We start from the raw sequence: 25,466 nt of genomic DNA, 5'->3' as shown, positions 1-25,466 counted from the left end.
GCCGCCAGCGTTCGTTCTGAGCCAGGATCAAACTCTCATGTTCAAGAGTTCCATCCCGAAATCACAAAAACTCGACGAGGTCTTTCCATCCAGACCCACCCTCACGGACAGACCCAAACGGAAACCTATCAAGAAACGTCATTCCGGTGCTTAGCTCTTCTTGGCACAAACCAAACCCCTAAAGGCTCAGTCCGTGCCGAATAGCCCAAACGCCGGCCACGTTTCTCTTTCTTCCTATCCACTTGTCAAAGAACGGAGGAGAACCAGCCCCTCAAATCCACCGCCAAATCAACCAGCCAACTCACCGAAGCGAACCGCCAGCACCCGGCAACAGAACACCGCCGGCACTACGTCGCTGCAGCGCCGCCGTCGATGAACAGGCTTATAGGGGGCACATGCCCCCCTGTCAACACGGTCTTGTGACACGCGGACGACGCGCTTGATAGTCGACTTTCGGCTGATTTCCGGGACATTTTCCGGGGGTTGACGGCAAAGCCGGATAAGCTGCCGAAAATTTCGGCCAAGATTTCTTGTGCCTTGATTTTCATCAGCCATTTCGAACGCCAGAAAGCGGCCTTTCCGAGGACGCGCCCAACTCCTGCCCCATTTCTCGTCAACCTGACGGGCAGGCGGCGATTTTCCCCCAGGGAAGCGCCGCGACGGGCGGGCCCGAGATTGACAAGCTGCGACAGCGGGCGGCAAAGTCACGGCCGAATTTAAGGAAAGCGCGTGGGTTTCGTCGGCGGGATGCCGGCATGCCGGGCGCTGCACGACGAACGGGCGGAAGCAAGACACCATCCATGAATGCCGCGCGTCCCCAGCACCGCATCGAGAGCGTCGAGCTTGGCGACCTGCCGCCGCTCCTGACGACCGGTGCCCGCGGCCTGCCGGACCGTCGCAGCGTGTCGATCCGCTGGCTGACCGGCACGGTGCTGGCCACCTTCGCCTCGACCTTCCTGATGGGCGGCGCCCTTTACGCCGCCTTCGACGGCCGCGAGACCATCGCCGAGCCGTCGGGCACGGTCACCCGCTCGGCCGTGGTGGTGCCCACGCCCGACGACGAACTGATCGCCAAGAGCGACCTGCCCGTGCTTGAGGCCAGCCTCGAGCCGGCGCGCCAGATCCTGAAGGTGTCGACCATCGCCAAGGACGGCGAGCACGACATCATCCGCCTGAAGCCCTTCGCCAAGGTGTCGACCGCCCTCGTCTCGGACATGGCCGAGATCATCGACCCCATTCCGCCCTACAATCCCCTGCGCATCTTTGCCGACGCCAACGCCGGCAGTTCGGAGGGCGGCGAGGCAATGCTCTATGGCGCCGCCGTCGAGGGCGAGATGATGCTGAAGGTCACCGACTTCCCGGTCAATGACCACAGCCTCGAAGCCTCGATCCCGCTCGACATAGCCCAGACCGAGCGCATCGTCCGCGAGGCGGCAAGCTTCCTGAACGGCACCAACGTCAAGACGGCGTCGCTGCCGCCGGTCGACCAGTCGCGCTTCGATTTCGGCTTCGCCGAGCCGTCGGCACTCGATCAGTTCGGCGTCCGCATCATCCCCGAGAACGTCTCCTTCGTGCCGACCACCGCCGCCGAGCCGGCGCCGTCCGGCAGCGGCAACGCCTTCGAGGACCGGCGCGTCGCCGTCGAGACCGACGAGCCGCTGGAGCAGTTGCTCACCGACAACGAGGCCACCGACGACGAGGCCGGCGACATCGTGCTGGCCTTTCACAAGGCCGACCGGCTGCGCCTCCTGAAGGCCGGCGACGAGGTGCGCATCCGCCTCGCCCCGGACCCCGACGACGAGACGGCGCGCTACCGGCCGATCCTCGTCTCGGTCTACCGCGACGGCGATCATCTCGGCTCGGTCGGCCTCGGCGACGACGGCAGCTATATCGGCGTCGACGAGCCGCCGGCCACCGAGCAGGCAAGCGTCGGCACCGACAGCGACGAGAACAGCCCGCGGCCGCGCCTCTACGAGAGCCTCTACGAGACCGCCCTCAAGAACAGCGTGCCGCCGCCGCTGATCGACGAACTGGTGCGCGTCTTCTCCTTCGACCTCGACTTCAACACCCGTGTCCAGCCGGGCGACAGCTTCCAGATGGTCTACACGCTCGGCGACAACGGCGAGGAGACCGACAACGGCGAGATCGTCTTCACCTCGATCACCCTCGGCGGCAAGGAGCGCCGCTTCTACCGCTATCGGGCGCCCGACGACGGCTCGATCGACTACTATGACGGCACCGGCAAGAGCGCCAAGAAGTTCCTGATGCGCAAGCCGATGTCGGGCGGCACCTTCCGCTCGGGCTTCGGCGCCCGCAACCATCCGCTGCTCGGCGTCACCCGCATGCACACCGGCGTCGACTGGGCGGCGCCGCGCGGCACGCCGATCATGGCGGCCGGCGACGGCATCGTCACCTATGCCCGCTGGAAGAACGGCTACGGCAACTACATCGAGGTGCAGCACACCAACGGCTACGCCAGCGCCTATGCCCACCAGACCGGCTTCGCCAAGGGCATCAAGGAGGGCGTGCGCGTCCGCCAGGGCCAGGTGATCGGCTATGTCGGCACCACCGGCCTGTCCACCGGGCCGCATCTCCACTACGAGGTGCACGTCAACGGCTCGCCGGTCGACCCGCTGCGCATCAAGCTGCCGCAGGGTCGCACGCTGGACGGCGAGGTGCTGGCCGCCTTCAGTTCCGAGCGCGAGCGCGTCGACACGCTGCTGGCCGGCGACAGCCAGACGGCCCGCGCCGCTGCTGCACCGGCGAACGGCGGCTGATCGTTTTTCCGCCCCGCCTCGATCGCCGCCGGAAACCGCCGACGCGGCTTCAGCCGCTCCCCTTGAACGAGGCCCGCCGCCGCCCCATCTCAGCCCCGACCCGTTAGGTCCGGGCCCCTCTGGCAGAAGCCGCCGGCGCGTCTGCGATGTCGGACCTTTGTCGACGCGACTTCGCCGGCAGAGTTCACGACCTTGGACCTTTCACTCCTTGCCGCCGACTGGCTCGGCACCCCCCTCTATCTCTGGCTCGCCTTCCTGACGCTGATCGCCCTGCTGCTCGCCTTCGACCTCGGCGTGCTGCACCGCCGGTCGGAGGAGATTTCCATCCGCCAGAGCCTCGTGCTGTCGGGCGGCTACATCACCATCGGCCTGATGTTCGGCGGCTTCGTCTGGTGGCACCTCGGCGCCGAGGCCGGCCTCGCCTATCTCACCGGCTTCGTCATCGAGAAGACGCTGGCGCTCGACAACATCTTCGTCATCGCGCTGATCTTCTCCTTCTTCGCCATCCCCAGGCGCTACCAGCACCGGGCGCTGTTCTGGGGCATCCTCGGCGTCATCGTGCTGCGCGGCATCATGATCGGCGCCGGCGCCACGCTGGTCGCCGAGTTCCACTGGATCCTCTACGTCTTCGCCGCCTTCCTGGTGCTGACCGGTCTCAAGATGCTGCTGACCGAGGACAAGGCGCCCGATCTCGCCGACAACCCGCTGGTGAAATTCCTGCGGCGGCGCCTCAACGTCACCGACAGCCACGCCGGCGACCGCTTCTTCGTGCGGCAGCCGCTGGCCGGCAGCGGCCGCCTGGCGCTGCACGCCACGCCGCTGTTCCTCGCCCTGGTGCTGATCGAGGCGGCCGACATCGTCTTCGCCGTCGATTCGGTGCCGGCCATCTTCGCCATCACCACCGACGCCTTCGTCATCTACACCTCGAACATCTTCGCCATCCTCGGCCTGCGCGCCCTCTATTTCGCGCTCGCCGCCATGATCCACCGCTTCCGCTACCTGAAGCCAGCGCTGGCGCTGGTGCTGGTGTTCATCGGCGGCAAGGTGTTCGCCGCCGACCTTCTCGGCCTCGACAAGGTGCCGGCGGCGATCTCGCTCGGCGTCACCTTCGCGCTGATCGCCGGCGGCGTCGTGGTGAGCCTGATCAAGACGCAGCGCGAGGCAAAGGACCTGACGCTGCCCGGCAACGGCTGACGGGCGGCCAAATGAAAACCGGCCGGGTTGCCCCGGCCGGTCCGTCTTCTCATGACGTCGACGATTACGCCGCCGCTTCGTGCACTTCCGAGAACAGCAGCCGGTCGCTGCCGCCGGTCACCGTCACCGTGTCGCCGTCGTGGACGTGGCCGGCCAGGATGCGCTCGGCCAGCGGGTCCTGGAGCTGGCGCTGGATGACGCGCTTCAGCGGCCGGGCGCCGTAGACCGGATCGTAGCCCTTGTCGGCCAGCCACGCCTTGGCGCTGTCGTCGAGCCTCAGCGTCACCTTGCGGTCTTCGAGCAGCGCCTCCAGGCGCTTGAGCTGGATGTCGACGATGGCGCCCATCTCCGAGCGCTTCAGGCGGTGGAACAGCACGATCTCGTCGAGCCGGTTGAGGAACTCCGGCCGGAAGGCCGAGCGCACCACGCCCATCACCTGGTCGCGCACCGCATCGACGTCCTCGCCATCCTTCTGGGCCGCCAGATACTCCGAGCCGAGGTTGGACGTCAGGATGACAATCGTGTTCTTGAAATCCACCGTGCGGCCCTGGCCGTCGGTCAGCCGGCCGTCGTCGAGCACCTGCAGCAGCACGTTGAACACATCCGGGTGCGCCTTCTCGATCTCGTCGAACAGCACCACCTGATAGGGCCGCCGCCGCACCGCCTCGGTCAGCGCGCCGCCCTCGTCATAGCCGACGTAGCCCGGAGGGGCGCCGATCAGCCTGGAGACCGAGTGCTTCTCCATGTACTCGGACATGTCGATGCGGACCATGGCGTGCTCGTCGTCGAACAGGTAGGCGGCGAGCGCCTTGGTCAGTTCGGTCTTGCCGACGCCGGTCGGGCCGAGGAACATGAACGAGCCGATGGGACGGTTGGGATCCTGCAAGCCGGCGCGCGCCCGGCGGACGGCCGTCGAGACGGCGTGCACCGCCTCGGCCTGTCCGACGACCCGCTTGGCCAGTTCGTCCTCCATGCGCAGGAGCTTGTCGCGCTCGCCCTCCAGCATCTTGTCGACGGGAACGCCGGTCCAGCGCGAGACCACCTGCGCCACGTGGTCAGGCGTCACCGCCTCCTCCAGCATGCCGTTGGTTTCGCTGGCCGCCGCCTCCAGCGCCTTCAGCTCGGTCTCGATGCCGGGGATGACGCCGTAGGTCAGCTCGCCGGCCCGCTGGTACTCGCCCTTGCGCTGGGCGACGGCGAGGTCGTTCCTCGCCTCGTCGAGCCGGCGCTTCAGCTCCGCCGCGTGGCCGAGCTTGTCCTTCTCGGCCTTCCAGCGGGCGGTCAGCGCCGCCGATTCCTGTTCGAGGTCGGCCAGTTCGCGCTCAAGACGCTCCAGCCGGTCGCGCGAGGCGGCGTCGGTCTCCTTGCGGAGCGCCTCCTGCTCGATGCGCAGCTGGATCACCCGCCGGTCGATCTCGTCGAGTTCCTCCGGCTTGGAATCGACCTGCATGCGAAGACGCGATGCCGCCTCGTCGACCAGGTCGATCGCCTTGTCGGGCAGGAAGCGGTCGGTGATGTAGCGATTGCTGAGCGTCGCCGCGGCGACCAGCGCCGCGTCGGTGATGCGCACCTTGTGGTGCTGCTCGTATTTCTCCTTGATGCCGCGCAGGATGGAGATGGTGTCGGCCACCGTCGGCTCGTCGACGAACACCGGCTGGAAGCGCCGGGCCAGCGCCGCGTCCTTCTCGACATACTTGCGGTATTCGTCGAGCGTGGTGGCGCCGACGCAATGCAGCTCGCCGCGCGACAGCGCCGGCTTCAGGAGGTTGGAGGCATCCATGGCGCCGTCGGCCTTGCCGGCGCCGACCAGCGTGTGCATCTCGTCGATGAACAGGATGACGCCGCCGTTCGCCGCCGTCACCTCCGACAGCACCGCCTTCAGCCGCTCCTCGAACTCGCCGCGATACTTGGCGCCAGCGATCAGCGCGCCCATGTCGAGGGCGAGCAGCTCCTTGTCCTTGAGGCTCTCCGGCACGTCGCCGTTGACGATGCGCAGCGCCAGGCCCTCGGCGATCGCCGTCTTGCCGACGCCCGGCTCGCCGATCAGCACCGGGTTGTTCTTGGTGCGGCGGGAAAGCACCTGAATGGTGCGGCGGATCTCCTCGTCGCGGCCGATCACCGGGTCGAGCTTGCCGTCGCGGGCCGCTTTCGTCAGGTCGCGGGCGTATTTCTTCAGCGCGTCGTAGCCACTCTCGGCCGAGGCGCTGTCGGCGGTCCGGCCCTTGCGAATATCGTTGACGGCGGCATTCAGCGAATTGGCGGTGACGCCGGCGTCCTTCAGGATCTTCGCCGTGGCGGCGTCGGTCTCGACGGCCAGCGCGATCAGCAGGCGCTCAACGGTGACGAAGCTGTCGCCGGCCTTGTCGGCCAGCGCCTCGGCAGTGGCGAACACCTTGGCCATCGGCGCCGTCAGGTAGAGCTGGCCGTTGCCGCCGGAGACGCGCGGCATGGCGTCGAGCGCCCGGTCGACGGCCGACAGCGCCCGGCCGGCGTCGCCGCCGGCGGCGTTGATCAGTCCGGCGGCCATACCCTCGGGATCATCGAGCAGCACCTTGAGCAGGTGCTCGGGTGCGAACTGCTGGTGGCCGCGACCGAGCGCCATGGTCTGCGCCGACTGCACGAACCCGCGCGCCCGCTCGGTGTATTTGTCAAAGTTCATTCTGGACATCCTTTCCTCAAGCCCGCCTCCGCCGTCCGAAGCCCGGTGGACGCGTCCTGGACATCATGGAGGCCTGTCCGGTCTCCCTCGCCGACCAATATGGGGACCACGACTGGCGCCGAAAAGGGCCAGGGCAGCTCAAGCAAAGGTAGGTCGCAGCTTCGCGTCGACAATTGCCCGAGGAGAGAGATGGAACCAATCCGGCAACCGTATCCCGCCGCGGCGGTTCCCCCCTCCCGAAAAGATGAAGCCCGCCGCGACGGGAGCCGTCGGGCGGGCCGGAAAGGCGAAAGGGGAACTGTCGTCAGGCGCTGGCCAGCGCCGGATAGAGATCGTCGATGCCGAGCGCGCTGCGCAGCATGCCGCGGTCGCGGGCGATGTCGGCGACGGTGTAGCGGTCGAGTACGGCGAAGAAGGCGCCGAGCGCCTCGCGCAGCACGCGATTGTACTCGCAGGAGAGGATCAGCGGGCAGTCCTTGCGCCCCTCCTCCGAGAAGCACTCCGCCATCTGGAAGCTCTCCTCGGTGGCGGCGATGACGTCGCCGAGCTTGATCTCCTCGGCCGGCCGGCCGAGCCGCAGGCCGCCGTGACGGCCGCGGATGGTCTCGATGAACTTGTGGTCCACCAGCACCTTCAAGATCTTGAACAGGTGCGTCTCCGACATGTCGAAGGTCGCGGCGATGTCAGCGACGCGGCTCGGGCGGTCGGGATTCACCGCACAATAGAGCAGCACCCTGATCGAGTAGTTGGTCGCTTGGGTAAGTCGCATGACACCATCTGATTAGAGTTGACATTAAAAGTCAAGATTAATCGTTCAGTTTCAGCATGCGCTTTTGAGCCGGCCGACATAATTCGTGCAATTGCGGATCAGCTTTTCCCGGCCGGCCTTTCGGGCAACAACATCGACGAATTGCCTAGCGCTGGCGCGCCGCCCGGCCGGCCTTTCCCCAGAAATCCACGACTTTCCGGGAGGCGCCGGCCGGAAGCCCGTCAGGCGACCGTCAGGTGACCGTCAGGCGAACTGGCCGTGACAGTGCTTGAACTTCTTGCCCGAACCGCAGGGACAGGGCTCGTTGCGGCCGACGTGCCCCCAGGTCGAGGGATCGTTGGCGTCGCGGGCGACCGGCGTGGCGGTGAAGGCGGCGGGCGTCGGACCGGCCGGCGGCTCGTCGAGACCGGTGGCCGGGTCGGCGTGATGGGCCTGGATCGCCCGCTCGTCGAAGACCGGCGTCTCCGGCGGCGCCTGGCGGATCTCGACGCGCGACAGGCTGGCCGTCACCTGCCGCCTGAGGTCGTTCAGAAGCGCCTCGAACAGCGAGAAGGCCTCGGTCTTGTACTCGTTGAGCGGATCGCGCTGGGCATAGCCGCGGAAGCCGACCACCGAACGCAGGTGGTCGAGGTGGGCGAGATGCTCGCGCCAGAGGTTGTCGAGCGTCTGGAGCAGGATCGCCTTCTCGACGCGGCGCATCAGCTCGGGACCGACGCGCTCCTCGCGGGCGGCGAAGTCGGCCTCGGCGGCGGCAATCAGCCGCTCCTCGATCTCCTGATCGGCGATGCCCTCTTCCTTGGCCCAGTCGGCGACGGGCACGTCGAGGTTCAGCGTCTCGATCACCGCCTCGTGCAGACCCTTGATGTCCCACTGCTCGGCATAGGCGTTCTCGGGGACGTGGCGGGACACCAGCGCCGAGATCACCTCGCGGCGCATGTCGGCGACCGTTTCGGCAACGCTCTCCTCGGTCATCAGCTCGATGCGCTGCTCGAAGATCACCTTGCGCTGGTCGTTCATCACGTTGTCGAACTTGAGAAGGTTCTTGCGGATGTCGAAGTTGCGCGCCTCGACCTTCTGCTGCGCCTTCTCCAGCGCCTTGTTGATCCACGGATGGATGATCGCCTCGCCGTCCTTGAGGCCGAGCTTCTGCAGCATGCCGTCCATGCGGTCGGAGCCGAAGATGCGCATCAGGTCGTCCTGGAGCGACAGGTAGAAGCGCGACTGGCCGGGGTCGCCCTGGCGGCCCGAGCGGCCGCGCAGCTGGTTGTCGATGCGGCGGCTCTCGTGGCGCTCGGTGCCGAGCACGAACAGGCCGCCGGCGGCCAGCGCCTTCTCCTTGAGACGGGAGACGTCGTCGCGGATCTTGGCCTCGCGGGCGTCGCGCTCCGGCCCTTCCGGCACGTCGGCGAGCCGGCGGGCGATCAGCATGTCGGCGTTGCCGCCGAGCTGGATGTCGGTGCCGCGGCCGGCCATGTTGGTGGCGATGGTCACGGCGCCGGGCAGGCCGGCCTGCGAGATGATGTAGGCTTCCTGCTCGTGGTAGCGGGCGTTGAGCACCTGGAACACCGGCTTGTCGCCGTCCATCAGCACGTCCGGATCGCTCTGCTGGAAGCCGGCCTTCTGCAGCAACTCGGCCAGTTGCTCGGACTTCTCGATCGAGGTGGTGCCGACCAGGATCGGCTGGCCCTTCTCCTTGCAGGCGCGAATGGTCTCGATGATCGCCGCATACTTCTCGTCGACGGTGCGATAGACCTCGTCGTGGTCGTCGATGCGGGCGATCGGCCGGTGGGTCGGGATCTCCACCACCTCGAGATTGTAGATGTCGGCGAACTCGTCGGCTTCGGTCGAGGCGGTGCCGGTCATGCCGGCCAGCTTCTCGTACATGCGGAAGTAGTTCTGGAAGGTGATCGAGGCGAGCGTCTGGTTCTCCGGCTGGATGCGCGTGTGCTCCTTGGCCTCCAGCGCCTGGTGCAGGCCGTCCGAATAGCGGCGGCCCGGCATCATGCGGCCGGTGAACTCGTCGATGATCACCACCTCGCCGTCCTTGACGATGTAGTCGCGATCGCGCTGGAACAGCTTGTGCGCCCGGAGCGCCTGGTTGAGATGGTGGACGACCGACACGTTCTCGACGTCGTAGAGCGAGCCGCCCTTCAGGAGGCCGGCCTCCTTGAGCCGCTCCTCCATCCGCTCGGTGCCGATCTCCGAGAAGATCGCCGTGCGGTGCTTCTCGTCGACCTCGAAGTCCTCGTCGGCGATGCCGGGGATGAAGGTGTCGATGGTGTTGTAGAACTCGGAGCGGTCTTCCAGCGGGCCGGAGATGATCAGCGGCGTGCGCGCCTCGTCGATCAGGATCGAGTCCACCTCGTCGACGATGGCGTAGTGGTGGCCGCGCTGCACCATCTGCGCCTTCTCGTACTTCATGTTGTCGCGCAGGTAGTCGAAGCCGAGTTCGTTGTTGGTGCCGTAGGTGATATCGCAGGCGTAGGCGGCGCGGCGCTCGTCGTCGGAGAGGCCATGCACGATGACGCCGACGGTGAGGCCGAGGAAGCGGTAGACGCGGCCCATCCACTCGGCGTCGCGGCGGGCGAGATAGTCGTTGACGGTGACGACGTGGACGCCCTTCTCCGGCAGCGCGTTGAGGTAGACGGCGAGCGTCGCCACCAGCGTCTTGCCTTCGCCGGTCTTCATCTCGGCGATGTCGCCGTCGTTCAGCACCATGCCGCCGATCAGCTGCACGTCGAAATGCCGCTGGCCGAGGGCGCGTTTGGCCGCCTCGCGCACCACGGCGAAGGCCGGAACCAGCAGCTTGTCGAGGTCGGCGCCGGCGGCGAGCTGCTGCCGGAACTCCACGGTCTTGGCGGCAAGCTCGGCGTCGGAGAGCGCCTCCATCTCCGCTTCGAGCGCGCCGATCGCCTGCACGGCGGGGCGATAGGACCTGATGCGGCGATCGTTCGCCGAACCGAAAATCTTGCGTGCTAATCCGCCGAGGCCGACCATGGCAGCCCATCCCTTCGATCAGAATTCCGTATATGTGTGCGGGAACGGGAAGCGGGGCGCCCAGCCGTTGGTGCCGGGGCCAACCGTCCGCCCGACCTGCCGAGCCACGCTCCATCTATGGCGGGGTCAAGGATATGTCAACGCTGGCCCCTTCCGGATGGCTGGAATCCGCGCCTTCCGGCGGCGTCCGGACGGCGCCTTTCACGAGGTGTTTTTCGTCTTCGCCGCCACGGAGAAATTGCCGCCGGGCGCCGGGCGCGCTATAGGGCAGTCCTCAAGGTGCCGGCCCGACATCCGGGCGCCGGACCGAAGACAGGATCGTCCCGATGAAATTTGCTCCCGCCGCCGGCGCTCGTGGCCGCCTCGGTCTTCTCGCCGCCGCCGCCCTTCTCACGCTGTCCGCGCTGCCGGCCTCGGCCGACGACGTGGTGGCCCGCGTCAACGGCAAGGACATCACCGCCGCCGAGGTGCAGATGGCCACCGACGTGTTCGGCGAGCAGCTCGCCCAGATCCCCGAGGCGCAGCGCCGCTCGATGGTGGTCGACGCGCTGGTCGACATGCACGTGATGGCCGACGCGGCGCAGGCGGCCGGCGTCGCCGACAGCCCGAAGTACAAGGCGCGCATGGCCTTCCTCGAGGCGCAGGCGCTGCGCAACACCTATGTCGAGGACGAACTGCAGGCCAAGATTTCCGAGGACGACATCAAGGCGCGCTACGAGAAGGACGTCGCCGGCTACGTCGCCCCCGAGGAGGTGCACGCCCGCCATATCCTGGTGAAGACCGAGGACGAGGCCAACGCCATCCTGAAGGAGCTGGCGGCCGGCGGCGACTTCCAGGCCATCGCCAAGGAGAAGTCCCAGGACCCCGGCTCCAAGGCCAACGGCGGCGATCTCGGCTTCTTCGCCAAGGGCCAGATGCTGCCGGAGTTCGAGGCCGAAGCCTTCGCTCTGAAGCCGGGCGAGACGTCGGTGAAGCCTGTCAAGACGCAGTTCGGCTACCACATCCTGAAGGTCGAGGAGCGCCGCACCCAGCCGGTGCCGACCCTCGACCAGGTGCGCGAGCAGGTGATCCAGATGGTCGAGCGCGACAAGTACCAGGAGACGCTGGCCAAGATGCGCGGCGAGGCCAAGATCGAGATCCTGACGCCGCCCGCCGCGCCGGCCGCCCCCGCCCAGCCGGCGGCGCCCGCGCCGGCCAACTGACGCTTCTCCCGCCCCGGCCGCCTGCGGCCGGGGTCCGCTTCCTTGCCTGAAGGCCCGACGATGTCCGCCACTCCGTCTCCGCTCGCCCCTCTGTCCCATCCCGAGCTGCCGGCCCTCGACGGCGTGCGCTTCGCCACCGCCGCCGCCGGCATCAAGTACAAGGGGCGCACCGACGTGCTGCTGGTGGCCCTCGATGAAGGGACGGAGGTGGCCGGCGTCTTCACCACCTCCAAATGCCCGTCGGCGCCGGTCGACTGGTGCCGCGCCAGCCTGGGCGGCGGTCAGGCGCGGGCGCTGATGGTCAATTCCGGCAATGCCAACGCCTTCACCGGCAAGAAGGGCCGCGAGACCGTCGAGGCCTCGGCCGCCTACGTCGCCGCTGCCCTCGGCGTGCCGGCCGGCGAAGTGTTCCTCGCCTCGACCGGCGTCATCGGCGAACCGCTGGAGCCCAGGAAATTCGAGGCCGTGCTCGGCGACCTCTCCGGCCGTCTGGCGCCGGCGCCCTGGCTCGACGCCGCCCGCGCCATCATGACCACCGACACCTTTCCCAAGGTGGTCACCGCCACGGTGGACCTCGGCGGCGTGCCGGTCACCATCAACGGCATGGCCAAGGGCGCCGGCATGATCGCGCCCGACATGGCGACCATGCTGTCCTTCGTCTTCACCGATGCGCCGATCGCCGCGCCGGTGCTGCAGGATCTGCTCGGCAAGGGCGTCAAGGGCTCGTTCAATTCGATCACCGTCGACAGCGACACCTCCACTTCCGACACGCTGCTGCTGTTCGCCACCCAGAAAGCGGCCGGCCGCGGCGCGCCGCGCATCGACGATCCGGCCGACCCCCGTCTTGCCGCCTTCCGCGCCGCGCTCGACGGCCTGCTTCTCGACCTCGCCAAGCTGGTGGTGCGCGACGGCGAGGGCGCCCGCAAGTTCATCGAGGTCGAGGTGACCGGCGCCACCGACGACGCCTCCGCCAAGCGCATCGCCTTCGCCATCGCCAATTCGCCGCTGGTCAAGACCGCCGTCGCCGGCGAGGACGCCAACTGGGGTCGCGTCGTCATGGCCGTCGGCAAGGCCGGCGAGCCGGCCGACCGCGATCGTCTGGCCATCTGGTTCGGCGACGTGCGCGTTGCCGTGGACGGCGAGCGCGACGCCGCCTACTCCGAGGCCGCCGCCTCGGCGGTGATGAAGGAACCCGAGGTGCGCATCCGCGCCGACATCGGCCTCGGCGCCGGCAAGGCCACCGTCTGGACCTGCGACCTCACCAAGGACTACGTCGCCATCAACGGCGACTATCGCAGCTGACGCATCCGCCCGAGAAGTTGCAGACTTTTCGCGCGGATGCGCGACAACGAATGTCCGGAGAGCCGAACGTGAGGATGGTGCTGGTCGTCGCCTGCGCGCTGATCGATCCCGACGGCCGCGTCCTCCTGGCCCAACGGCCGGAGGGCAAGGCGCTGGCCGGCCTCTGGGAGTTTCCCGGCGGCAAGCTGGAAGCCGGCGAGCGGCCGGAGGATGCGCTGATCCGCGAGCTTGCCGAGGAGATCGGCATCGTCGTCAAGCCGGCCTGCCTGGCGCCGCTGACCTTCGCCAGCCACGCCTACGACGACTTCCACCTGCTGATGCCGCTCTACGTCTGCCGCCGCTGGCAGGGTGAGGCGGTCGGCCGCGAGGGGCAGGCGCTCGCCTGGGTGCGGCCGCAGAAGCTGCGCGATTATCCGATGCCGCCGGCCGACGGCCCGCTCATCCCGCATCTCCTCGATCTGCTGTCGCCGTTCACCGGCGGACCTGTGTAACGCACATATACGAAATCATCACACTTCCGAGGCAAGAATGACAAGGCAGCGGGCATCGTCGACGGCGATCCCGCCGTTTGCGGCATCCCGGGAAGGAAGAGGCAGGATATGGCGGAGAAGCGCCCGAAACCCCGGCTGTGCCGCCTCGGCGCCTTTCTTCGCGACCTCAGGGGCGCCACCGCCATCGAATACGGCATCCTGATGATGATGGTCGGACTGGCGCTGCTCGGCATGGTGTCGCTGACCGACGTCTCCAACCGCATCAACGATACCTTCGCCTACATCTCCAATACGCTGTCCCAGTAAGACAAGCGGTCAGCCGCCTTCCCGCCCGGCCTTCAGCGCGTCGGCGAGCCGCACCGAGGCGCTGCCGGGCCTGAGCGGCTTCTGCTGGCTGTCATGCGGCGCCCAGCCCGACAGCGAGATCAGCGTCAGCGTCGCCCGCACCCGGCCGTCCGGATCGCCAAACATCTCCTGATAGAGCGCCGCCATTTCGGCGATCAGCGCCGGTCCGGTCAGGCCGGGCCGGCGATCGGCAAGCAAGCCGGCGGCGCCCATCGCCTTCAGCTCGTCCATCAGCCTCAGCGCGTTGTCGTAGCGCAGCGTCAGCCGGTCCTGGTCGGCCACCGGCAGCGCGAAACCGGCCCGCTGCATCAGGCCGCCGAGGTCGCGCACCTCGGCCATCGGCGCGACGCGCGGGCTGACACCGCCCGATCGGCGGCTTTCGGCGACAAGAAAGGCCTGCCTCAGCTCGGTCAGCGTGTCGCCGCCGGCCAGCACGCCGAGGAACAGACCGTCCGGCCGCAGCACGCGCCGCGCCTCGATCAGCGCCCCCGGCAGGTCGTTGGCAAATTGCAGCGTCAGCGCCGACACCACGAGATCGAAGGCGCCGCCGGCAAAGGGCAGCGCCTCGTCGTCGATCACCACGGCGCCGCCGGCGCCGGGCACCAGCAGATCGGCGCTGAGCACCTGATCGGCCCGGCCGGCGACATGGGCCGACAGCCGGCCGGTCGCATCACCGATCACCAGCGCCCGCTCGAAGCGCCGGTTCACGGCGGCGACCCGGTCGGCGAGGTCGTCGGCGGCCAGCGCCAGCAGGAAATCGGCGCCCGGCCGCTGTTCGGCGAGCGCCCGCGCCCGGCGGCGGGCAAGAAGGCGGCGGTCGAAGATCACGGGCGTCATCGGCGGTGTCCGGCAGCAGGCATTCCCGTCAGATAGGCGGCTGGCGGCGGCGCGTCAAATCGTCGGATGCCGGCGCGCCCCTCTGGGCGGCGGCGGTCGTCCGTGATTTACTTCTCCGCCATGGCCGCCGATCCCGATCTCTGGCTTCCCCTCGATGCCGACGCGCCGCGCCGGCCGGCAATGCCGTTTCATCTCCTGGCCGCCGCCGGCCACCTGTTGCGCGCCGCCGGCCGCGAGGTTGCCGATCTAGTGCTGCCGCCCGCCTGTCCGGTCTGCCGCGTCCGCCTCGGCAGCCCGGCCGGCCTCTGCGCCGACTGCTGGCGGAAGGTGCGCTTTCTCGAACGGCCCTGGTGCGAACGGCTCGGCACGCCGCTGCCGCTCGACCTCGGCCCCGGCATACTCTCGGCCGCCGCCGTCGCCGATCCGCCCATCTACGCCCGCGCCCGCTCGGCCGTCTCCTACGAGGGACCGGTGCCCGACCTCGTCCAGGCCCTCAAATACGGCGACCGCACCGACCTCGCGCCGATGCTCGGCGCCTGGATGGCCCGTGCCGCCCACGAACTGGTGGCCGACGCCGACCTGCTGGTGCCGGTGCCGCTGCACTGGACGCGCCTCGCCCGCCGCCGGTTCAACCAGGCGGCGATATTGTCGCGCGAGGTCGGGCGCCTCACCGGCCTGCCGGTGGCGACCGATATCCTCGTCCGCGCCCGCCGCACGCCGCCGCAGGTCGGGCTCGGCCGCGACGGCCGGATACGCAACATGCACGGCGCCTTCGTGGTGCCGACCGCCAGGATCGCCACGCTTGCCGGCCGCCGGCCGATCCTCGTCGACGACGTGCTGACCACCGGCGCCACGCTGGAAGCGGCCGCCCGGACGCTTCTTGCCGCCGGCGCCGCTGCCGTCGACGTGCTGACCCTGGCGCGGGTTGTGGCGCCGCGCTGAAGCGGGCTATAGAATCCGCTATCGATATTGCCCGTGAGGAGGTCCGCCATGGTTCCGGTCACCATCTACACCCGCGACGGCTGCGGCTACTGCACCCGCGCCAAGATGCTGCTCGCCAGGAAGGGCGCCGCCTTCACCGAGATCAACGCCGGCTACGATGCCGATCTCAAGGCCGAGATGGTGCAGCGCTCCGGCCGCCGCACCTTCCCGCAGATCTTCATCGGCGACAGCCACGTCGGCGGCTGCGACGACCTATACGATCTCGAAGCCGAAGGCCGGCTCGACGCCCTTCTCGCCGGCTGAGGGAGATAAAGAGTGCCACGCCAACTCTGCGTCGCCGCCGTCCAGCTCCGCTCGGGCCGCGATCCCGCCCGCAACCTTCCCGAGGTGGAGGCGCTGATCCGCGACGCCGCCGGCTCCGGCGCCACCTACGTCCAGACGCCGGAGATGACCAACATCGTCGAGCGCGACCGCGCCGCCATGCAGGAGCGCCTCGCCGCCGAGGCGCAGGATCCCTTCGTCATCCGCGGCGCCGAGCTTGCCCGCGAACTGGGCATCACGCTGCACTACGGCTCGCTGGCCATCCGCCGCGACGACGGCCGCGTCGCCAACCGCGCCTACGTCTTTGGCCCCGGCGGCGACATGCTGGCCCGTTACGACAAGATCCACATGTTCGACGTCGATCTGCCCTATGGCGAGAGCTGGCGCGAGAGCGCCACCTACACGCCGGGCGAGAGCGCCATCCTGGTCGAGGCGGCCGGCACGCGGATCGGTCTCGCCATCTGCTACGACCTGCGCTTTCCGCAATTGTTCCGCGCCTACGGCCACGCCGGCGCCGAGATCATCGGCGCGCCAGCCGCCTTCACCCGCCAGACCGGCGAGGCGCACTGGCACGTGCTGCAACGGGCCCGCGCCATCGAGAACGGCTGCTTCATGCTGTCTGCCGCCCAGGGCGGCCGCCACGAGGACGGCCGCGACACCTACGGCCATTCGCTGGTGGTCGGCCCCTGGGGCAAGGTGATCGCCGAGGCCGACCATACCGATCCCGGCGTCGTCATCGCCGACATCGATCTCGATGAGGTGGAACTCGCCCGCGCCCGCATCCCGGCGCTGGAGAACGAGCGCCGCTTCACCCTGGCCGAATAGCCCCAAAAAGTCAGCTCCAGCCTTGCGGCGACCGGAGCGGCGCGCCATGTTGAGACCATGATCCGTTATTCGCTTCTCTGTTCCGAAGGCCATGAATTCGAGGGCTGGTTCCGCTCCTCTCGGGATTTCGACGCCCAGGCATCGGCCGGGCTCTGCGCCTGCCCCCGGTGCGGCTCAACGTCGGTCGCCAAGGCGCTGATGAAGCCCAATGTCGCCACCTCGGAAGCCAGGACCGCCCCGGTTGCGGAGCAAGGCATGCCGCCGTCCGCCATTCCGCCGGAGGCGCGCGCCTTCATCGGGAAGCTCAAGGAAATCAAGGCGGCGTTGCTTGACGGCTCCGAGGACGTCGGCAAGCGGTTTGCCGAGGAGGCGCGCCGCATCCATTTCGGCGAAGCGCCGGCCCGCGCCGTGCACGGCGAGGCGACCGAACAGGACGCCCGCGCGCTGGTCGAGGACGGCATCGACATCCTGCCGCTGCCGATCCTGCCGGGCGAGCGGAATTGATCCCTACACCTTGGGTCTCGCCGCCAGCACCATGTAGTTGACGTCGGTGTCGTCGCTTTCCTTCCAGGCGAAGCGGAGGGGATCGAAGACGATGCCGCGCCGGTCGAGCAGCGTCAGGCCGGCGCCTTGCAGCGGCGCCTCGACTTCCTCGGGTTTGACGAACTTCCGCCAGTCGTGGGTGCCGGCCGGCAGCCAGCGCAGCACGTATTCGGCGCCGACCACCGCCAGGCCGAGCGCCTTCAGCGTGCGGTTGAGCGTGGCGACGATGACGAGGCCGCCGGGCTTGACGAGACTGGCCACCGTGTCGAGGAAAGCCGGCACGTCGCTGACGTGCTCGACCACTTCCAGCGCCAGCACCACGTCGAAACGCTCGCCGGCGGCAAGCACGTCTTCCGCCGTGGTCGCCCGGTAATCGACGACGGTGCCGGTTTCGGCGGCATGGACGCGCGCCACCTCGATGTTGACCTCCGACGGATCGATGCCGGTCACCGTGGCGCCGAGGCGGGCCATCGGCTCGGAGCCCAGGCCGCCGCCGCAGCCGATGTCGAGGAAGGCAAGGCCGGAGAAGGCATCGGCCGACCGCTCGTCGCGGCCGAAATGCCGGCATGCCTCGCGCTTGATGTAGGAAAGGCGCGCCGGGCTGAACTTGTGCAGAGGCTTGAACTTGCCGTTCGGGTCCCACCACTCGCGCGCCATCGCCGAGAAGCGGTCGACCTCGGCCTGGTCGACGCTGCCACGCCTGCTTTCGGTCATCGTCCACCTCCGCTCCGCCCGTCCTGATACGGGTTCCGACTTTTCAAGCCGGCGGGCGGCCAAGTCAACCCTCGGGCTCGACGCCGAATACTGGTCATAACCGCAAAGGCACCCTTTCCGGCGCGGCCGCGAAGCGCTTCACTGGCGTCCATCCAGTCGTCAGAGGAATCCGCCATGCCGCTGCATCCCGAAATCGCCGCCGATCTGGCGGCCGCCGCCGCCCGCGGCGAACCGCCGCTCCGCCAGCTGACGCCCGCCGCCGCCCGCGCCCGCGCCGAGGCCGAGCCGCGCGCCGCCGGCAAACCGGTGCAGGCGGTGGAAACGCTGTCGATTCCCGTCGGAGACGGCACCATCGCCGCCCGCCTGTACAGACCGTCCGGCGACGGCGGCGCCCTGCCGGCCATCCTCTACATTCACGGCGGCGGCTGGGTGCTCTGCTCGCTCGACACCCACGACAACGTCTGCCGCAACCTCGCCGCCGCCGTCGGCGCCGTCGTCGTGTCGATCGACTACCGCATGGCGCCCGAGCACCGCTTCCCGACGGCAAGCGACGACTGCCTCGCCGCCGTCCGCTGGATCGGCGGCCAGGCCGCCGACCTCGGCATCGATCCGGCCCGGCTGATCATCGGCGGCGACAGCGCCGGCGGCAATCTTGCCGCCGTCACGGCGTTGCGCCTGCGCGACGAGGGCGGGCCGAAGCTCCTCGGTCAGATGCTGATCTACCCGGTGACCGACGACATCGCCGCCGGCCATCCCTCCTATGCCGAGTTCGCCGAGGGCTTCGGCCTGACCGCCGACGACATGGCCTGGTTCTGGGAGCACTATGTGCCGGACCCTGCCCTGCGCGCCCATCCGTACGCCTCGCCGCTCAGGGCGGACGACCTCACCGGCCTGCCGCCGGCCCTGGTGCTGACCGCCGGCTGCGACGTGCTGCGCGACGAGGGCGAGGCCTATGCCGGCCGGCTCGCCGCCGCCGGCGTGACGCTCGATTTCCGCCGCTACGAGGGCCTGCACCACGGCTGCGCCGGCGACTACGGCCGCCTCGCCGCCGTCGCACCATTCTTCGAGCATCTCGTCGCCTGGGCGCGGGCGATCTTCCGGCTCTAGGCGGCGGGGCAATCCGCAAAAGCACCCGAAGCGGCGGAACGTGGCTTCCGGCGCCAAGCAGCGGGGCGTGGCAGGCGGGTCTTTCGGGACGAAGCCCCGAAAGACGGAAAGCGGAGCGGACGCCCAAGGGCCGGAGGCCCGCGCGACCGAGACAGACAAAAACCACCGCTGGCGGCCAAGGCCGAAAACAAACACACCGCAACCGCCTCCGGCGATTGCCCGGCGCCGAACCTTCCTGTATTGAGGGCGCGGCCGCCGCGGGCACTGTTCGGCGGTCCGCCTTTTCACCTCTCGCGGGCGGGTTTCCCGCCCCTCAGGAAACGACGTCGGAAAATGGCTCGATTGGTGATGAAATTCGGCGGCACCTCCGTCGCCGACCTCGATAGGATCCGCAATGTCGCCGCGCATGTGAAGCGGGAGGTCGATGCCGGCCATCAGGTCGCCGTCGTCGTGTCGGCCATGGCCGGCAAGACCAACGAGCTGGTGGCACTCTGCCGCGGCGCCTCCTCTCTGCATGACGCGCGCGAGTACGATGCCGTCGTCGCCTCCGGCGAGCAGGTGACGTCCGGCCTCCTCGCCATCACGCTGCAGGCGATGGGCGTCGACGCCCGCTCCTGGCAGGGCTGGCAGCTGCCGATCGTCACCGACCAGGCGCACGGCGCCGCCCGCATCCAGACGATCGACGGCCACCGGGTCATCGAGCAGATGAACGAAGGCCGCGTGGCGGTGATCGCCGGCTTCCAGGGCATGGCGCCGGATGGCCGCATCTCGACGCTCGGCCGCGGCGGCTCCGACACCTCGGCCGTCGCCGTGGCGGCGGCGGTCAAGGCCGACCGCTGCGACATCTACACCGATGTCGACGGCGTCTACACCACCGACCCGCGCATCGTGCCCAAGGCCCGCCGTCTCGACAAGGTCTCCTTCGAGGAGATGCTGGAGATGGCCTCGCTCGGCTCCAAGGTGCTGCAGGTGCGCTCCGTCGAGCTTGCCATGGTCCACAAGGTGCGCACCTTCGTGCGCTCTTCCTTCGAGGACCCCGTCAACCCCAAGACCATGCCGAACGGCGACCCGTTCGGAACGCTCATTTGCGATGAGGACGAGATCGTGGAACAGGAAGTCGTTACCGGTATCGCCTACTCCAAGGACGAGGCGCAGATCTCCATCCGCCGCGTGCCGGACCAGCCGGGCGTCGCCGCCGCCGTGTTCGTGCCGCTGGCCGAGGCCAACGTCAACGTCGACATGATCGTCCAGAGCATCTCGGCCGACGGCGCCGAGACCGACATCACCTTCACGCTGCCGGCCGCCGACTACGAGCGCGCCACCGCCGTGCTCGACGCCCGCAAGGCGGAGATCGGCTACAAGACCTTCGAGGGCACCACCGGCATGTGCAAGGTGTCGGTGATCGGCGTCGGCATGCGCAGCCACGCCGGGGTCGCCGCCGAGGCCTTCAGGGCGCTGTCGGCCAAGGGCATCAACATCCGGGCGATCACCACCTCGGAAATCAAGATCTCCGTGCTGATCGACGAGGCCTACACCGAGCTGGCCGTGCGGACGCTGCATTCGACCTACGGCCTCGACAAGGCGTGATGCGGGGCTCCGGCACGGGGACCTGAGACGGCGAAGACCGGCGCGGGGCGGCGGCGCTCACGCCGATGTGTCGGGAGCGGATGGAAAAGGGCCTCGCCGGCCGGGCGACGAAGCCGTATCAACGTCTCGGAAGCCCGGCCGCCGCCCATGTGCATGCTGCCATTTTGATGGCTTCAAGCCGGCCGTGAAACGCGCTAGGGCTGGCATATCGAGTGGATGACCCCGCCGGCCGGCCTGGCGCCGAACCGGCCTGCGGGAGAGAGCAGGAAGCCGACGATGCGGGGAGGCCTTTCCGGACCGCGCGTTCTGCTCCGCCGCCTCCGCGAGGTGATGGCGGAGCCGATCAGCGCCCAGGAGCGACTGGACAAGATCGTCACCACCATCGCGGCCAACATGGTCGCGGAGGTCTGCTCGCTCTACGTCCTCCGCGCCGACGGCGTGCTCGAACTGTTCGCCACCGAGGGCCTCAACCGCCAGGCCGTCCACAAGGCCTCGCTGCGCATCGGCCAGGGCCTGGTCGGCCTGATCGCCGCCGAGGCGGCGGTGCTCAACCTCGCCGATGCCCAGGAGCATCCGGCCTTCGCCTACATTCCCGGCACCGACGAGGAGGCCTATCACTCCTTCCTCGGTGTGCCGATCCTGCGTTCCGGCCGCACGCTCGGCGTGCTGGTGGTGCAGAACCGCGTCCGCAAGACCTATTCGGACGAGGAGGAGGAGGCGCTCCAGACCACCGGCATGATCATTGCCGAGATCATCGCCTCCGGCGAGGTGCTGGGCCTCGCTGCCAGCCAGCAGACGGTGCTCGACCTCAACCGGCCCATGCACATCCCCGGCGTGGTGCTGTCGGAGGGCGTCGGCCTCGGCCATGTCGTGCTGCACGAGCCGCGCGTCGTCGTCACCAACTTCATCGCCGAGGACCCGGACAAGGAGGTCAAGCGCCTCACCGCCGCCATCGCCAACCTGCGCCTCTCGATCGACGACATGATCGACCGCGGCGAGGTCGCCCACCACGGCGAGCACCGCGACGTGCTGGAAGCCTACCGCATGTTCGCCTACGACCGCGGCTGGACGCGGCGCATGGAGGAGGCGATCGTCCGCTCCGGCCTCTCCGCCGAGGCGGCGGTGGAGCGCGTGCAGTCCGACACCCGCGCCCGCATGCAGCGGCAGACCGACCCCTATCTCCTCGAACGCCTGCACGATTTCGACGACCTCACCTATCGCCTCCTGCGCGAGCTGATGGGCAAGGACAAGTCGACCGAGATGCCGGAGAACGCCATCGTCGTCGCCCGCTCGATGGGCGCCGCCGAGTTGCTCGACTACGACCGCGCCAAGCTGCGCGGCCTGGTGCTCGAGGAGGGCACCACGACCAGCCACGTGGCGATCGTCGCCCGCGCCCTGTCGATCCCGACCGTCGGCCAGCTCGCCAATGTCGTATCGCTGGCCGACAACGGCGACAGCATCATCATCGACGGCGAGAGCGGCTACGTCCACCTGAGGCCGCCGGCCGACGTCGAGCAGGCTTACGTCACCAAGGTGCGCTTCCGCGCCCGCCGGCAGGAGCGCTATCGCCAGTTGCGCTTCAAGGCGCCGGTGACGCTCGACGGCGTGAGGATCGCCCTCAACACCAATGCCGGCCTGTTGTTCGACCTGCCGCATTTCGACGAATCGGGCGCCGACGGCATCGGCCTGTTCCGCACCGAACTGCAGTTCATGATCGCGCCGACCTTCCCCAAGCTGGGCCAGCAGGCGGAGCTTTATTCCAAGATCCTCGACGGCGCCACCGGCCGGCCGGTCACCTTCCGCACGCTGGATATCGGCGGCGACAAGGTGCTGCCCTACCTCACCCGCTCGGTGCAGGAGGAGAACCCGGCCATGGGCTGGCGGGCCATCCGCATCGGCCTCGACCGCACCGTCATCCTCAGGACGCAGATGCGCGCCCTCCTGAAGGCGGCCGGTGGCCGCGAGCTGCGCGTCATGTTCCCGATGATCTCGACGGTCGACGAGTTCCTGAAGGCCAAGGAGCTGGTGAAGGGCGAGCAGCGCTTCCTGGAAAAGCACGGCCACGCCCTGCCCTCGTCGCTGAAGCTCGGCGCCATGATCGAGGTGCCGGCGCTGCTGTTCGAGCTGGACGAGTTGCTGTCGGTGGTCGACTTCGTGTCGGTCGGCACCAACGACCTGTTCCAGTTCATGCTGGCCGTCGACCGCGGCAACGCCAAGGTGGCGCAGCGCTTCGATCCGCTCGCCCCGTCCTTCCTGCGGGCGCTGCGCACCATCGCCCGCAAGTCGGCCGAATACGGCAAGCCGGCCACTCTCTGCGGCGAATTGGGCGGCACGCCGCTCACCGCCATGGCGCTGATGGCCATCGGCTTCCGCTCGATGTCCATGGCCGCCACCTCGGTCGGCCCGGTCAAGGACATGATCCGCTCGGTCAACCTCGGCGAGCTGGAAGCGCTGCTCGCCCCGGCCCTCAACCGCCCGGACGGCCCGCCGATCCGCAAGCTCCTGCAGGACTTCGCGGAATCCCGCGACATCCCGCTCAATTGAAGATCGCATGACTCCCTTCGACGCCCGCCTCGAGGCCCTCCTCGACCGCTTCGCCATTCTCGAGGCCCGCCTCGCCGGCAACCCGGACGCCGACACCTACGTCCGCCTGTCGCGCGACTATGCCGAGCTGGAGCCGCTGATCGCCCGCATCCGGTCGTTGCGCGCCGCCGGGCAGGAGCTGGCCGATGTCGAGGCCATGCTGGCCGACGCCGCCACCGATCCGGACATGCGGGCGCTTGCCGAGGCCGAGCGGCCGGAGCTTGCCGACAAGGTCGAGGCGCTGCGGCAGGAGGTGCGCGTCGCGCTGCTGCCGCGCGACCGCGCCGACGACCGGAGCGCCATCCTCGAAGTGCGCGCCGGCACCGGCGGCGACGAGGCGGCGCTGTTCGCCGGCGACCTCTTCCGCATGTACCAGCGCTATGCCGAGGCGCGCGGCTGGCGCGTCGAGGTGATGAGCCTGTCGGACGGCGAGATGGGCGGCTACAAGGAGATCATCGCCTCGATCGACGGCGCCGGCGTCTACGCCCGCCTGAAGTTCGAGTCCGGCGTCCACCGGGTGCAGCGGGTGCCGGCGACCGAGAGTTCCGGCCGCATCCACACCTCGGCCGCCACCGTCGCGGTGCTGCCGGAAGCCGAGGAGGTGGATATCGCCATCAACGAGGCCGATCTGCGCGTCGACACCTTCCGCTCATCGGGCGCCGGCGGCCAGCACGTCAACACCACCGACAGCGCCATCCGCATCACCCATGTTCCCACCGGCATCGCCGTCGCCTGCCAGGAGGAGCGGTCGCAGCACAAGAACCGCGCCAAGGCGATGAAGCTGCTGCGCGCCCGCCTCTACGAGATCGAGCGCGAGAAGGCCGACAGTGCCCGCGCCGCCGACCGGCGCGGCCAGGTCGGCTCCGGCGACCGCTCCGAGCGCATCCGCACCTACAACTTCCCGCAGGGACGCGTCACCGACCACCGCATCAACCTGACGCTCTACAAGCTGCCGCAGGTGATGGAGGGCGACCTCGACGACATCGTCGGCGCGCTGATCACCGACCATCAGGCGAAGCTGCTGGCCGAGGAAGGCGCGTGAGCGCGCCCGCCACCCTCGGCGCCCTGCTCGCCGCCGCCCGCCGGCGCCTCCAGGCGGCCGGCCTGGACACGGCGGCCATCGATGCCCGCCTGCTGGTCGAAGCGGCGACCGGCGCCAGCCGGCTCGATCTCCTCGCCGCCGCCGACCGACAGGTCGCCCCCGACGCCGCCGTCCGCCTCGACGGCTGGCTCGATCGCCGGGCGGCCGGCGAGCCGGTCGGCCGCATCCTCGGCACCGCCTCGTTTTACGGCCTCGACTTCGCGCTCGGCCCGGACACGCTGGAGCCGCGCCCCGATACCGAGGTGCTGGTCGAGACGGCGCTCGCCGCCGTGCGGTCGGGCCGCCTCCCCGGCGTTTCACCTGACGGCGCCGGCCTCCGCCTGCTCGACATCGGCACCGGCACCGGCGCCATCGCCGTGACGCTGCTCGTCAAGCTGCCGGCCGCTCGCGGCCTTGCCACCGATCTTTCCGCCGGCGCCGTCGCGGTGGCGAGGGACAACGCTGCCCGTCACGGCGCCGCCGACCGTCTCGACTTCGCGACCGGCGACGTCTGGCAGCCGGTGGCTGGCCGCTTCGGCCTCGTCGTCTCCAATCCGCCCTATATCGCCAGCGACGTCATTGCCGGCCTCGACCGCGAGGTGCGCCTGCACGACCCGCATCTTGCCCTCGACGGCGGCGCCGACGGTCTCGATGTCTACCGGGCGATCCTCGCAGGCCTTCACGACCATCTCCTCCCCGGCGGTCTCCTCGCCGTGGAGATCGGCTGGGACCAGGGCGCGGCGGTGAGCGATCTCTTCGCGCTGGCCGGGCTCGGGACGATCGAAGTCCACCGCGACCTCGGCGGCCGCGATCGGGTGGTCTCCGGCGTCATGCTGTCGCAAAGCGACTGAAATCCCGTCGTTTTATTGACGTTGATGACAAAATTCAGCTTGGAAAGTCGTCGGGAAGCAGCTAGGGTCCTTGCGTAGAGAATCGGCTGTATTTGACGTCACCGTCGAAAAGCCGTATTCGGGAAGCATGACCTCTTGTCTGGGCGGATGAACGGTCGGGGCTGGCGCGTGACGCTCGGCTGCCGGCAGAGCCAAGACAAGGGCCAGGATCCCGCTCAGACCCGTTCTCGATACGATCAAACGTAGAGGATGCTGAGGCGACACCGCCACGGGCTAGGGCATCGGGCCGGAAAGTGTACGCACTTTTCGGGAAAATTCGGTGTTTGAACAGATAGATAG

Annotated in this window: 20 protein-coding genes; 15 read left to right on the top strand and 5 right to left on the bottom strand. The window is 68.8% G+C overall.

Annotation, left to right across the window (positions count from 1 at the left end):
- Positions 1-800: 800 nt before the first annotated feature.
- Both H512_RS0110085 and H512_RS0110080 read left to right on the top strand, forming a co-directional pair.
- Entirely contained in the window at positions 801-2,777 is a 1,977-nt protein-coding gene (locus H512_RS0110085) for a M23 family metallopeptidase (protein ID WP_026783347.1), read from the top strand.
- A 192-nt stretch (positions 2,778-2,969) separates the two neighbouring features.
- On the top strand, positions 2,970-3,971 hold the full coding sequence (locus H512_RS0110080) for a TerC family protein (protein ID WP_026783346.1): 1,002 nt from the start codon (positions 2,970-2,972) through the stop codon (positions 3,969-3,971).
- Positions 3,972-4,035: 64 nt separating this feature from the next.
- Here the strand turns inward: H512_RS0110080 and clpB are convergent, their stop codons facing one another.
- The 3 genes from clpB to secA all read right to left on the bottom strand — a co-directional run bounded on the left by clpB (position 4,036) and on the right by secA (position 10,396).
- Positions 4,036-6,630: an ATP-dependent chaperone ClpB gene (clpB, locus tag H512_RS0110075; protein ID WP_026783345.1), complete on the bottom strand. Its 2,595-nt coding sequence runs from the start codon at positions 6,628-6,630 to the stop codon at positions 4,036-4,038.
- Between the two features lie 304 nt (positions 6,631-6,934).
- Positions 6,935-7,399, bottom strand: coding sequence for an Rrf2 family transcriptional regulator (locus H512_RS0110070; RefSeq protein ID WP_026783344.1), 465 nt, complete (start codon positions 7,397-7,399; stop codon positions 6,935-6,937).
- A gap of 243 nt (positions 7,400-7,642) precedes the next feature.
- Entirely contained in the window at positions 7,643-10,396 is a 2,754-nt protein-coding gene (secA, locus tag H512_RS0110065) for a preprotein translocase subunit SecA (RefSeq protein WP_026783343.1), read from the bottom strand.
- A 326-nt stretch (positions 10,397-10,722) separates the two neighbouring features.
- Between secA and H512_RS23435 the strand changes: the two genes are divergently transcribed.
- From H512_RS23435 to H512_RS23430, 4 genes are all read left to right on the top strand, one after another.
- Positions 10,723-11,598 (top strand): peptidylprolyl isomerase, encoded by an 876-nt coding sequence (locus tag H512_RS23435; RefSeq protein ID WP_053239740.1) that lies wholly within the window; start codon positions 10,723-10,725, stop codon positions 11,596-11,598.
- A 60-nt stretch (positions 11,599-11,658) separates the two neighbouring features.
- Entirely contained in the window at positions 11,659-12,900 is a 1,242-nt protein-coding gene (gene argJ, locus H512_RS0110055; RefSeq protein WP_026783342.1) for a bifunctional glutamate N-acetyltransferase/amino-acid acetyltransferase ArgJ, read from the top strand.
- A 74-nt stretch (positions 12,901-12,974) separates the two neighbouring features.
- Positions 12,975-13,391 carry an 8-oxo-dGTP diphosphatase MutT gene (gene mutT / locus H512_RS0110050; protein WP_245585387.1) on the top strand — a complete coding sequence of 139 codons (417 nt, stop codon included), beginning with the start codon at positions 12,975-12,977 and terminating at the stop codon, positions 13,389-13,391.
- A 108-nt stretch (positions 13,392-13,499) separates the two neighbouring features.
- Entirely contained in the window at positions 13,500-13,697 is a 198-nt protein-coding gene (locus H512_RS23430) for a Flp family type IVb pilin (RefSeq protein WP_036790985.1), read from the top strand.
- 9 nt (positions 13,698-13,706) lie between these two features.
- Here the strand turns inward: H512_RS23430 and H512_RS0110040 are convergent, their stop codons facing one another.
- Positions 13,707-14,573 (bottom strand): methyltransferase domain-containing protein, encoded by an 867-nt coding sequence (locus tag H512_RS0110040; protein WP_026783340.1) that lies wholly within the window; start codon positions 14,571-14,573, stop codon positions 13,707-13,709.
- A 180-nt stretch (positions 14,574-14,753) separates the two neighbouring features.
- On the opposite strand from H512_RS0110040, the gene H512_RS0110035 reads away from it, so the two are divergent.
- Genes H512_RS0110035 through H512_RS0110020 form a run of 4 tightly spaced genes read left to right on the top strand, consistent with a single transcriptional unit; the run spans position 14,754 to position 17,165 of the window.
- On the top strand, positions 14,754-15,515 hold the full coding sequence (locus H512_RS0110035; RefSeq protein ID WP_026783339.1) for a ComF family protein: 762 nt from the start codon (positions 14,754-14,756) through the stop codon (positions 15,513-15,515).
- A gap of 48 nt (positions 15,516-15,563) precedes the next feature.
- The gene (gene grxC / locus H512_RS0110030; RefSeq protein ID WP_026783338.1) at positions 15,564-15,818 is read left to right on the top strand and encodes a glutaredoxin 3; all 255 of its coding nucleotides are present in this window, start codon (positions 15,564-15,566) and stop codon (positions 15,816-15,818) included.
- 12 nt (positions 15,819-15,830) lie between these two features.
- A complete protein-coding gene (locus tag H512_RS0110025) occupies positions 15,831-16,661 on the top strand; it encodes a carbon-nitrogen hydrolase family protein (RefSeq protein WP_026783337.1) in 831 nt (276 codons plus the stop codon).
- A 57-nt stretch (positions 16,662-16,718) separates the two neighbouring features.
- The gene (locus tag H512_RS0110020; protein ID WP_026783336.1) at positions 16,719-17,165 is read left to right on the top strand and encodes a DUF1178 family protein; all 447 of its coding nucleotides are present in this window, start codon (positions 16,719-16,721) and stop codon (positions 17,163-17,165) included.
- 3 nt (positions 17,166-17,168) lie between these two features.
- Here H512_RS0110020 and ubiG read toward each other — a convergent pair whose 3' ends face one another.
- Positions 17,169-17,918, bottom strand: coding sequence for a bifunctional 2-polyprenyl-6-hydroxyphenol methylase/3-demethylubiquinol 3-O-methyltransferase UbiG (gene ubiG / locus H512_RS0110015; RefSeq protein WP_026783335.1), 750 nt, complete (start codon positions 17,916-17,918; stop codon positions 17,169-17,171).
- Positions 17,919-18,092: 174 nt separating this feature from the next.
- Here ubiG and H512_RS23425 point away from each other — a divergent pair, with 174 nt between their 5' ends.
- The 5 genes from H512_RS23425 (at position 18,093) to prmC (ending at position 25,127) form a co-directional block, all read left to right on the top strand.
- Entirely contained in the window at positions 18,093-19,025 is a 933-nt protein-coding gene (locus H512_RS23425) for an alpha/beta hydrolase (protein WP_053239739.1), read from the top strand.
- A gap of 333 nt (positions 19,026-19,358) precedes the next feature.
- On the top strand, positions 19,359-20,612 hold the full coding sequence (locus tag H512_RS0110005; protein ID WP_026783334.1) for an aspartate kinase: 1,254 nt from the start codon (positions 19,359-19,361) through the stop codon (positions 20,610-20,612).
- A 276-nt stretch (positions 20,613-20,888) separates the two neighbouring features.
- Complete coding sequence (gene ptsP / locus H512_RS0110000) at positions 20,889-23,156, top strand: phosphoenolpyruvate--protein phosphotransferase (protein WP_026783333.1); 2,268 nt, start codon at positions 20,889-20,891, stop codon at positions 23,154-23,156.
- A 7-nt stretch (positions 23,157-23,163) separates the two neighbouring features.
- A complete protein-coding gene (gene prfA / locus H512_RS0109995; protein ID WP_026783332.1) occupies positions 23,164-24,237 on the top strand; it encodes a peptide chain release factor 1 in 1,074 nt (357 codons plus the stop codon).
- Positions 24,234-25,127 (top strand): peptide chain release factor N(5)-glutamine methyltransferase, encoded by an 894-nt coding sequence (gene prmC / locus H512_RS0109990; protein WP_026783331.1) that lies wholly within the window; start codon positions 24,234-24,236, stop codon positions 25,125-25,127. The genes prfA and prmC overlap by 4 nt, the downstream gene beginning before the upstream one ends.
- The last annotated feature ends 339 nt before the right edge of the window (positions 25,128-25,466 follow it).

It is taken from the genome of Pleomorphomonas koreensis DSM 23070, from assembly GCF_000425185.1.
Taxonomy (GTDB): domain Bacteria; phylum Pseudomonadota; class Alphaproteobacteria; order Rhizobiales; family Pleomorphomonadaceae; genus Pleomorphomonas; species Pleomorphomonas koreensis.
Note: the sequence above shows the minus strand (reverse complement) of the source record. Positions and strands in the feature narration are given on the sequence as shown.

What these genes read in the sequence shown, in the direction of transcription:
- H512_RS0110085 (WP_026783347.1), top strand. Translation starts at nt 801, where the DNA reads ATGAATGCCGCGCGTCCCCAGCACCGCATCGAGAGCGTCGAGCTTGGC.
- clpB (WP_026783345.1), bottom strand. Translation starts at nt 6,630, where the DNA reads ATGAACTTTGACAAATACACCGAGCGGGCGCGCGGGTTCGTGCAGTCG.
- H512_RS0110070 (WP_026783344.1), bottom strand. Translation starts at nt 7,399, where the DNA reads ATGCGACTTACCCAAGCGACCAACTACTCGATCAGGGTGCTGCTCTAT.
- secA (WP_026783343.1), bottom strand. Translation starts at nt 10,396, where the DNA reads ATGGTCGGCCTCGGCGGATTAGCACGCAAGATTTTCGGTTCGGCGAAC.
- H512_RS23435 (WP_053239740.1), top strand. Translation starts at nt 10,723, where the DNA reads ATGAAATTTGCTCCCGCCGCCGGCGCTCGTGGCCGCCTCGGTCTTCTC.
- argJ (WP_026783342.1), top strand. Translation starts at nt 11,659, where the DNA reads ATGTCCGCCACTCCGTCTCCGCTCGCCCCTCTGTCCCATCCCGAGCTG.
- mutT (WP_245585387.1), top strand. Translation starts at nt 12,975, where the DNA reads ATGGTGCTGGTCGTCGCCTGCGCGCTGATCGATCCCGACGGCCGCGTC.
- H512_RS23430 (WP_036790985.1), top strand. Translation starts at nt 13,500, where the DNA reads ATGGCGGAGAAGCGCCCGAAACCCCGGCTGTGCCGCCTCGGCGCCTTT.
- H512_RS0110040 (WP_026783340.1), bottom strand. Translation starts at nt 14,573, where the DNA reads ATGACGCCCGTGATCTTCGACCGCCGCCTTCTTGCCCGCCGCCGGGCG.
- H512_RS0110035 (WP_026783339.1), top strand. Translation starts at nt 14,754, where the DNA reads ATGCCGTTTCATCTCCTGGCCGCCGCCGGCCACCTGTTGCGCGCCGCC.
- grxC (WP_026783338.1), top strand. Translation starts at nt 15,564, where the DNA reads ATGGTTCCGGTCACCATCTACACCCGCGACGGCTGCGGCTACTGCACC.
- H512_RS0110020 (WP_026783336.1), top strand. Translation starts at nt 16,719, where the DNA reads ATGATCCGTTATTCGCTTCTCTGTTCCGAAGGCCATGAATTCGAGGGC.
- ubiG (WP_026783335.1), bottom strand. Translation starts at nt 17,918, where the DNA reads ATGACCGAAAGCAGGCGTGGCAGCGTCGACCAGGCCGAGGTCGACCGC.
- H512_RS23425 (WP_053239739.1), top strand. Translation starts at nt 18,093, where the DNA reads ATGCCGCTGCATCCCGAAATCGCCGCCGATCTGGCGGCCGCCGCCGCC.
- H512_RS0110005 (WP_026783334.1), top strand. Translation starts at nt 19,359, where the DNA reads ATGGCTCGATTGGTGATGAAATTCGGCGGCACCTCCGTCGCCGACCTC.
- ptsP (WP_026783333.1), top strand. Translation starts at nt 20,889, where the DNA reads ATGCGGGGAGGCCTTTCCGGACCGCGCGTTCTGCTCCGCCGCCTCCGC.
- prfA (WP_026783332.1), top strand. Translation starts at nt 23,164, where the DNA reads ATGACTCCCTTCGACGCCCGCCTCGAGGCCCTCCTCGACCGCTTCGCC.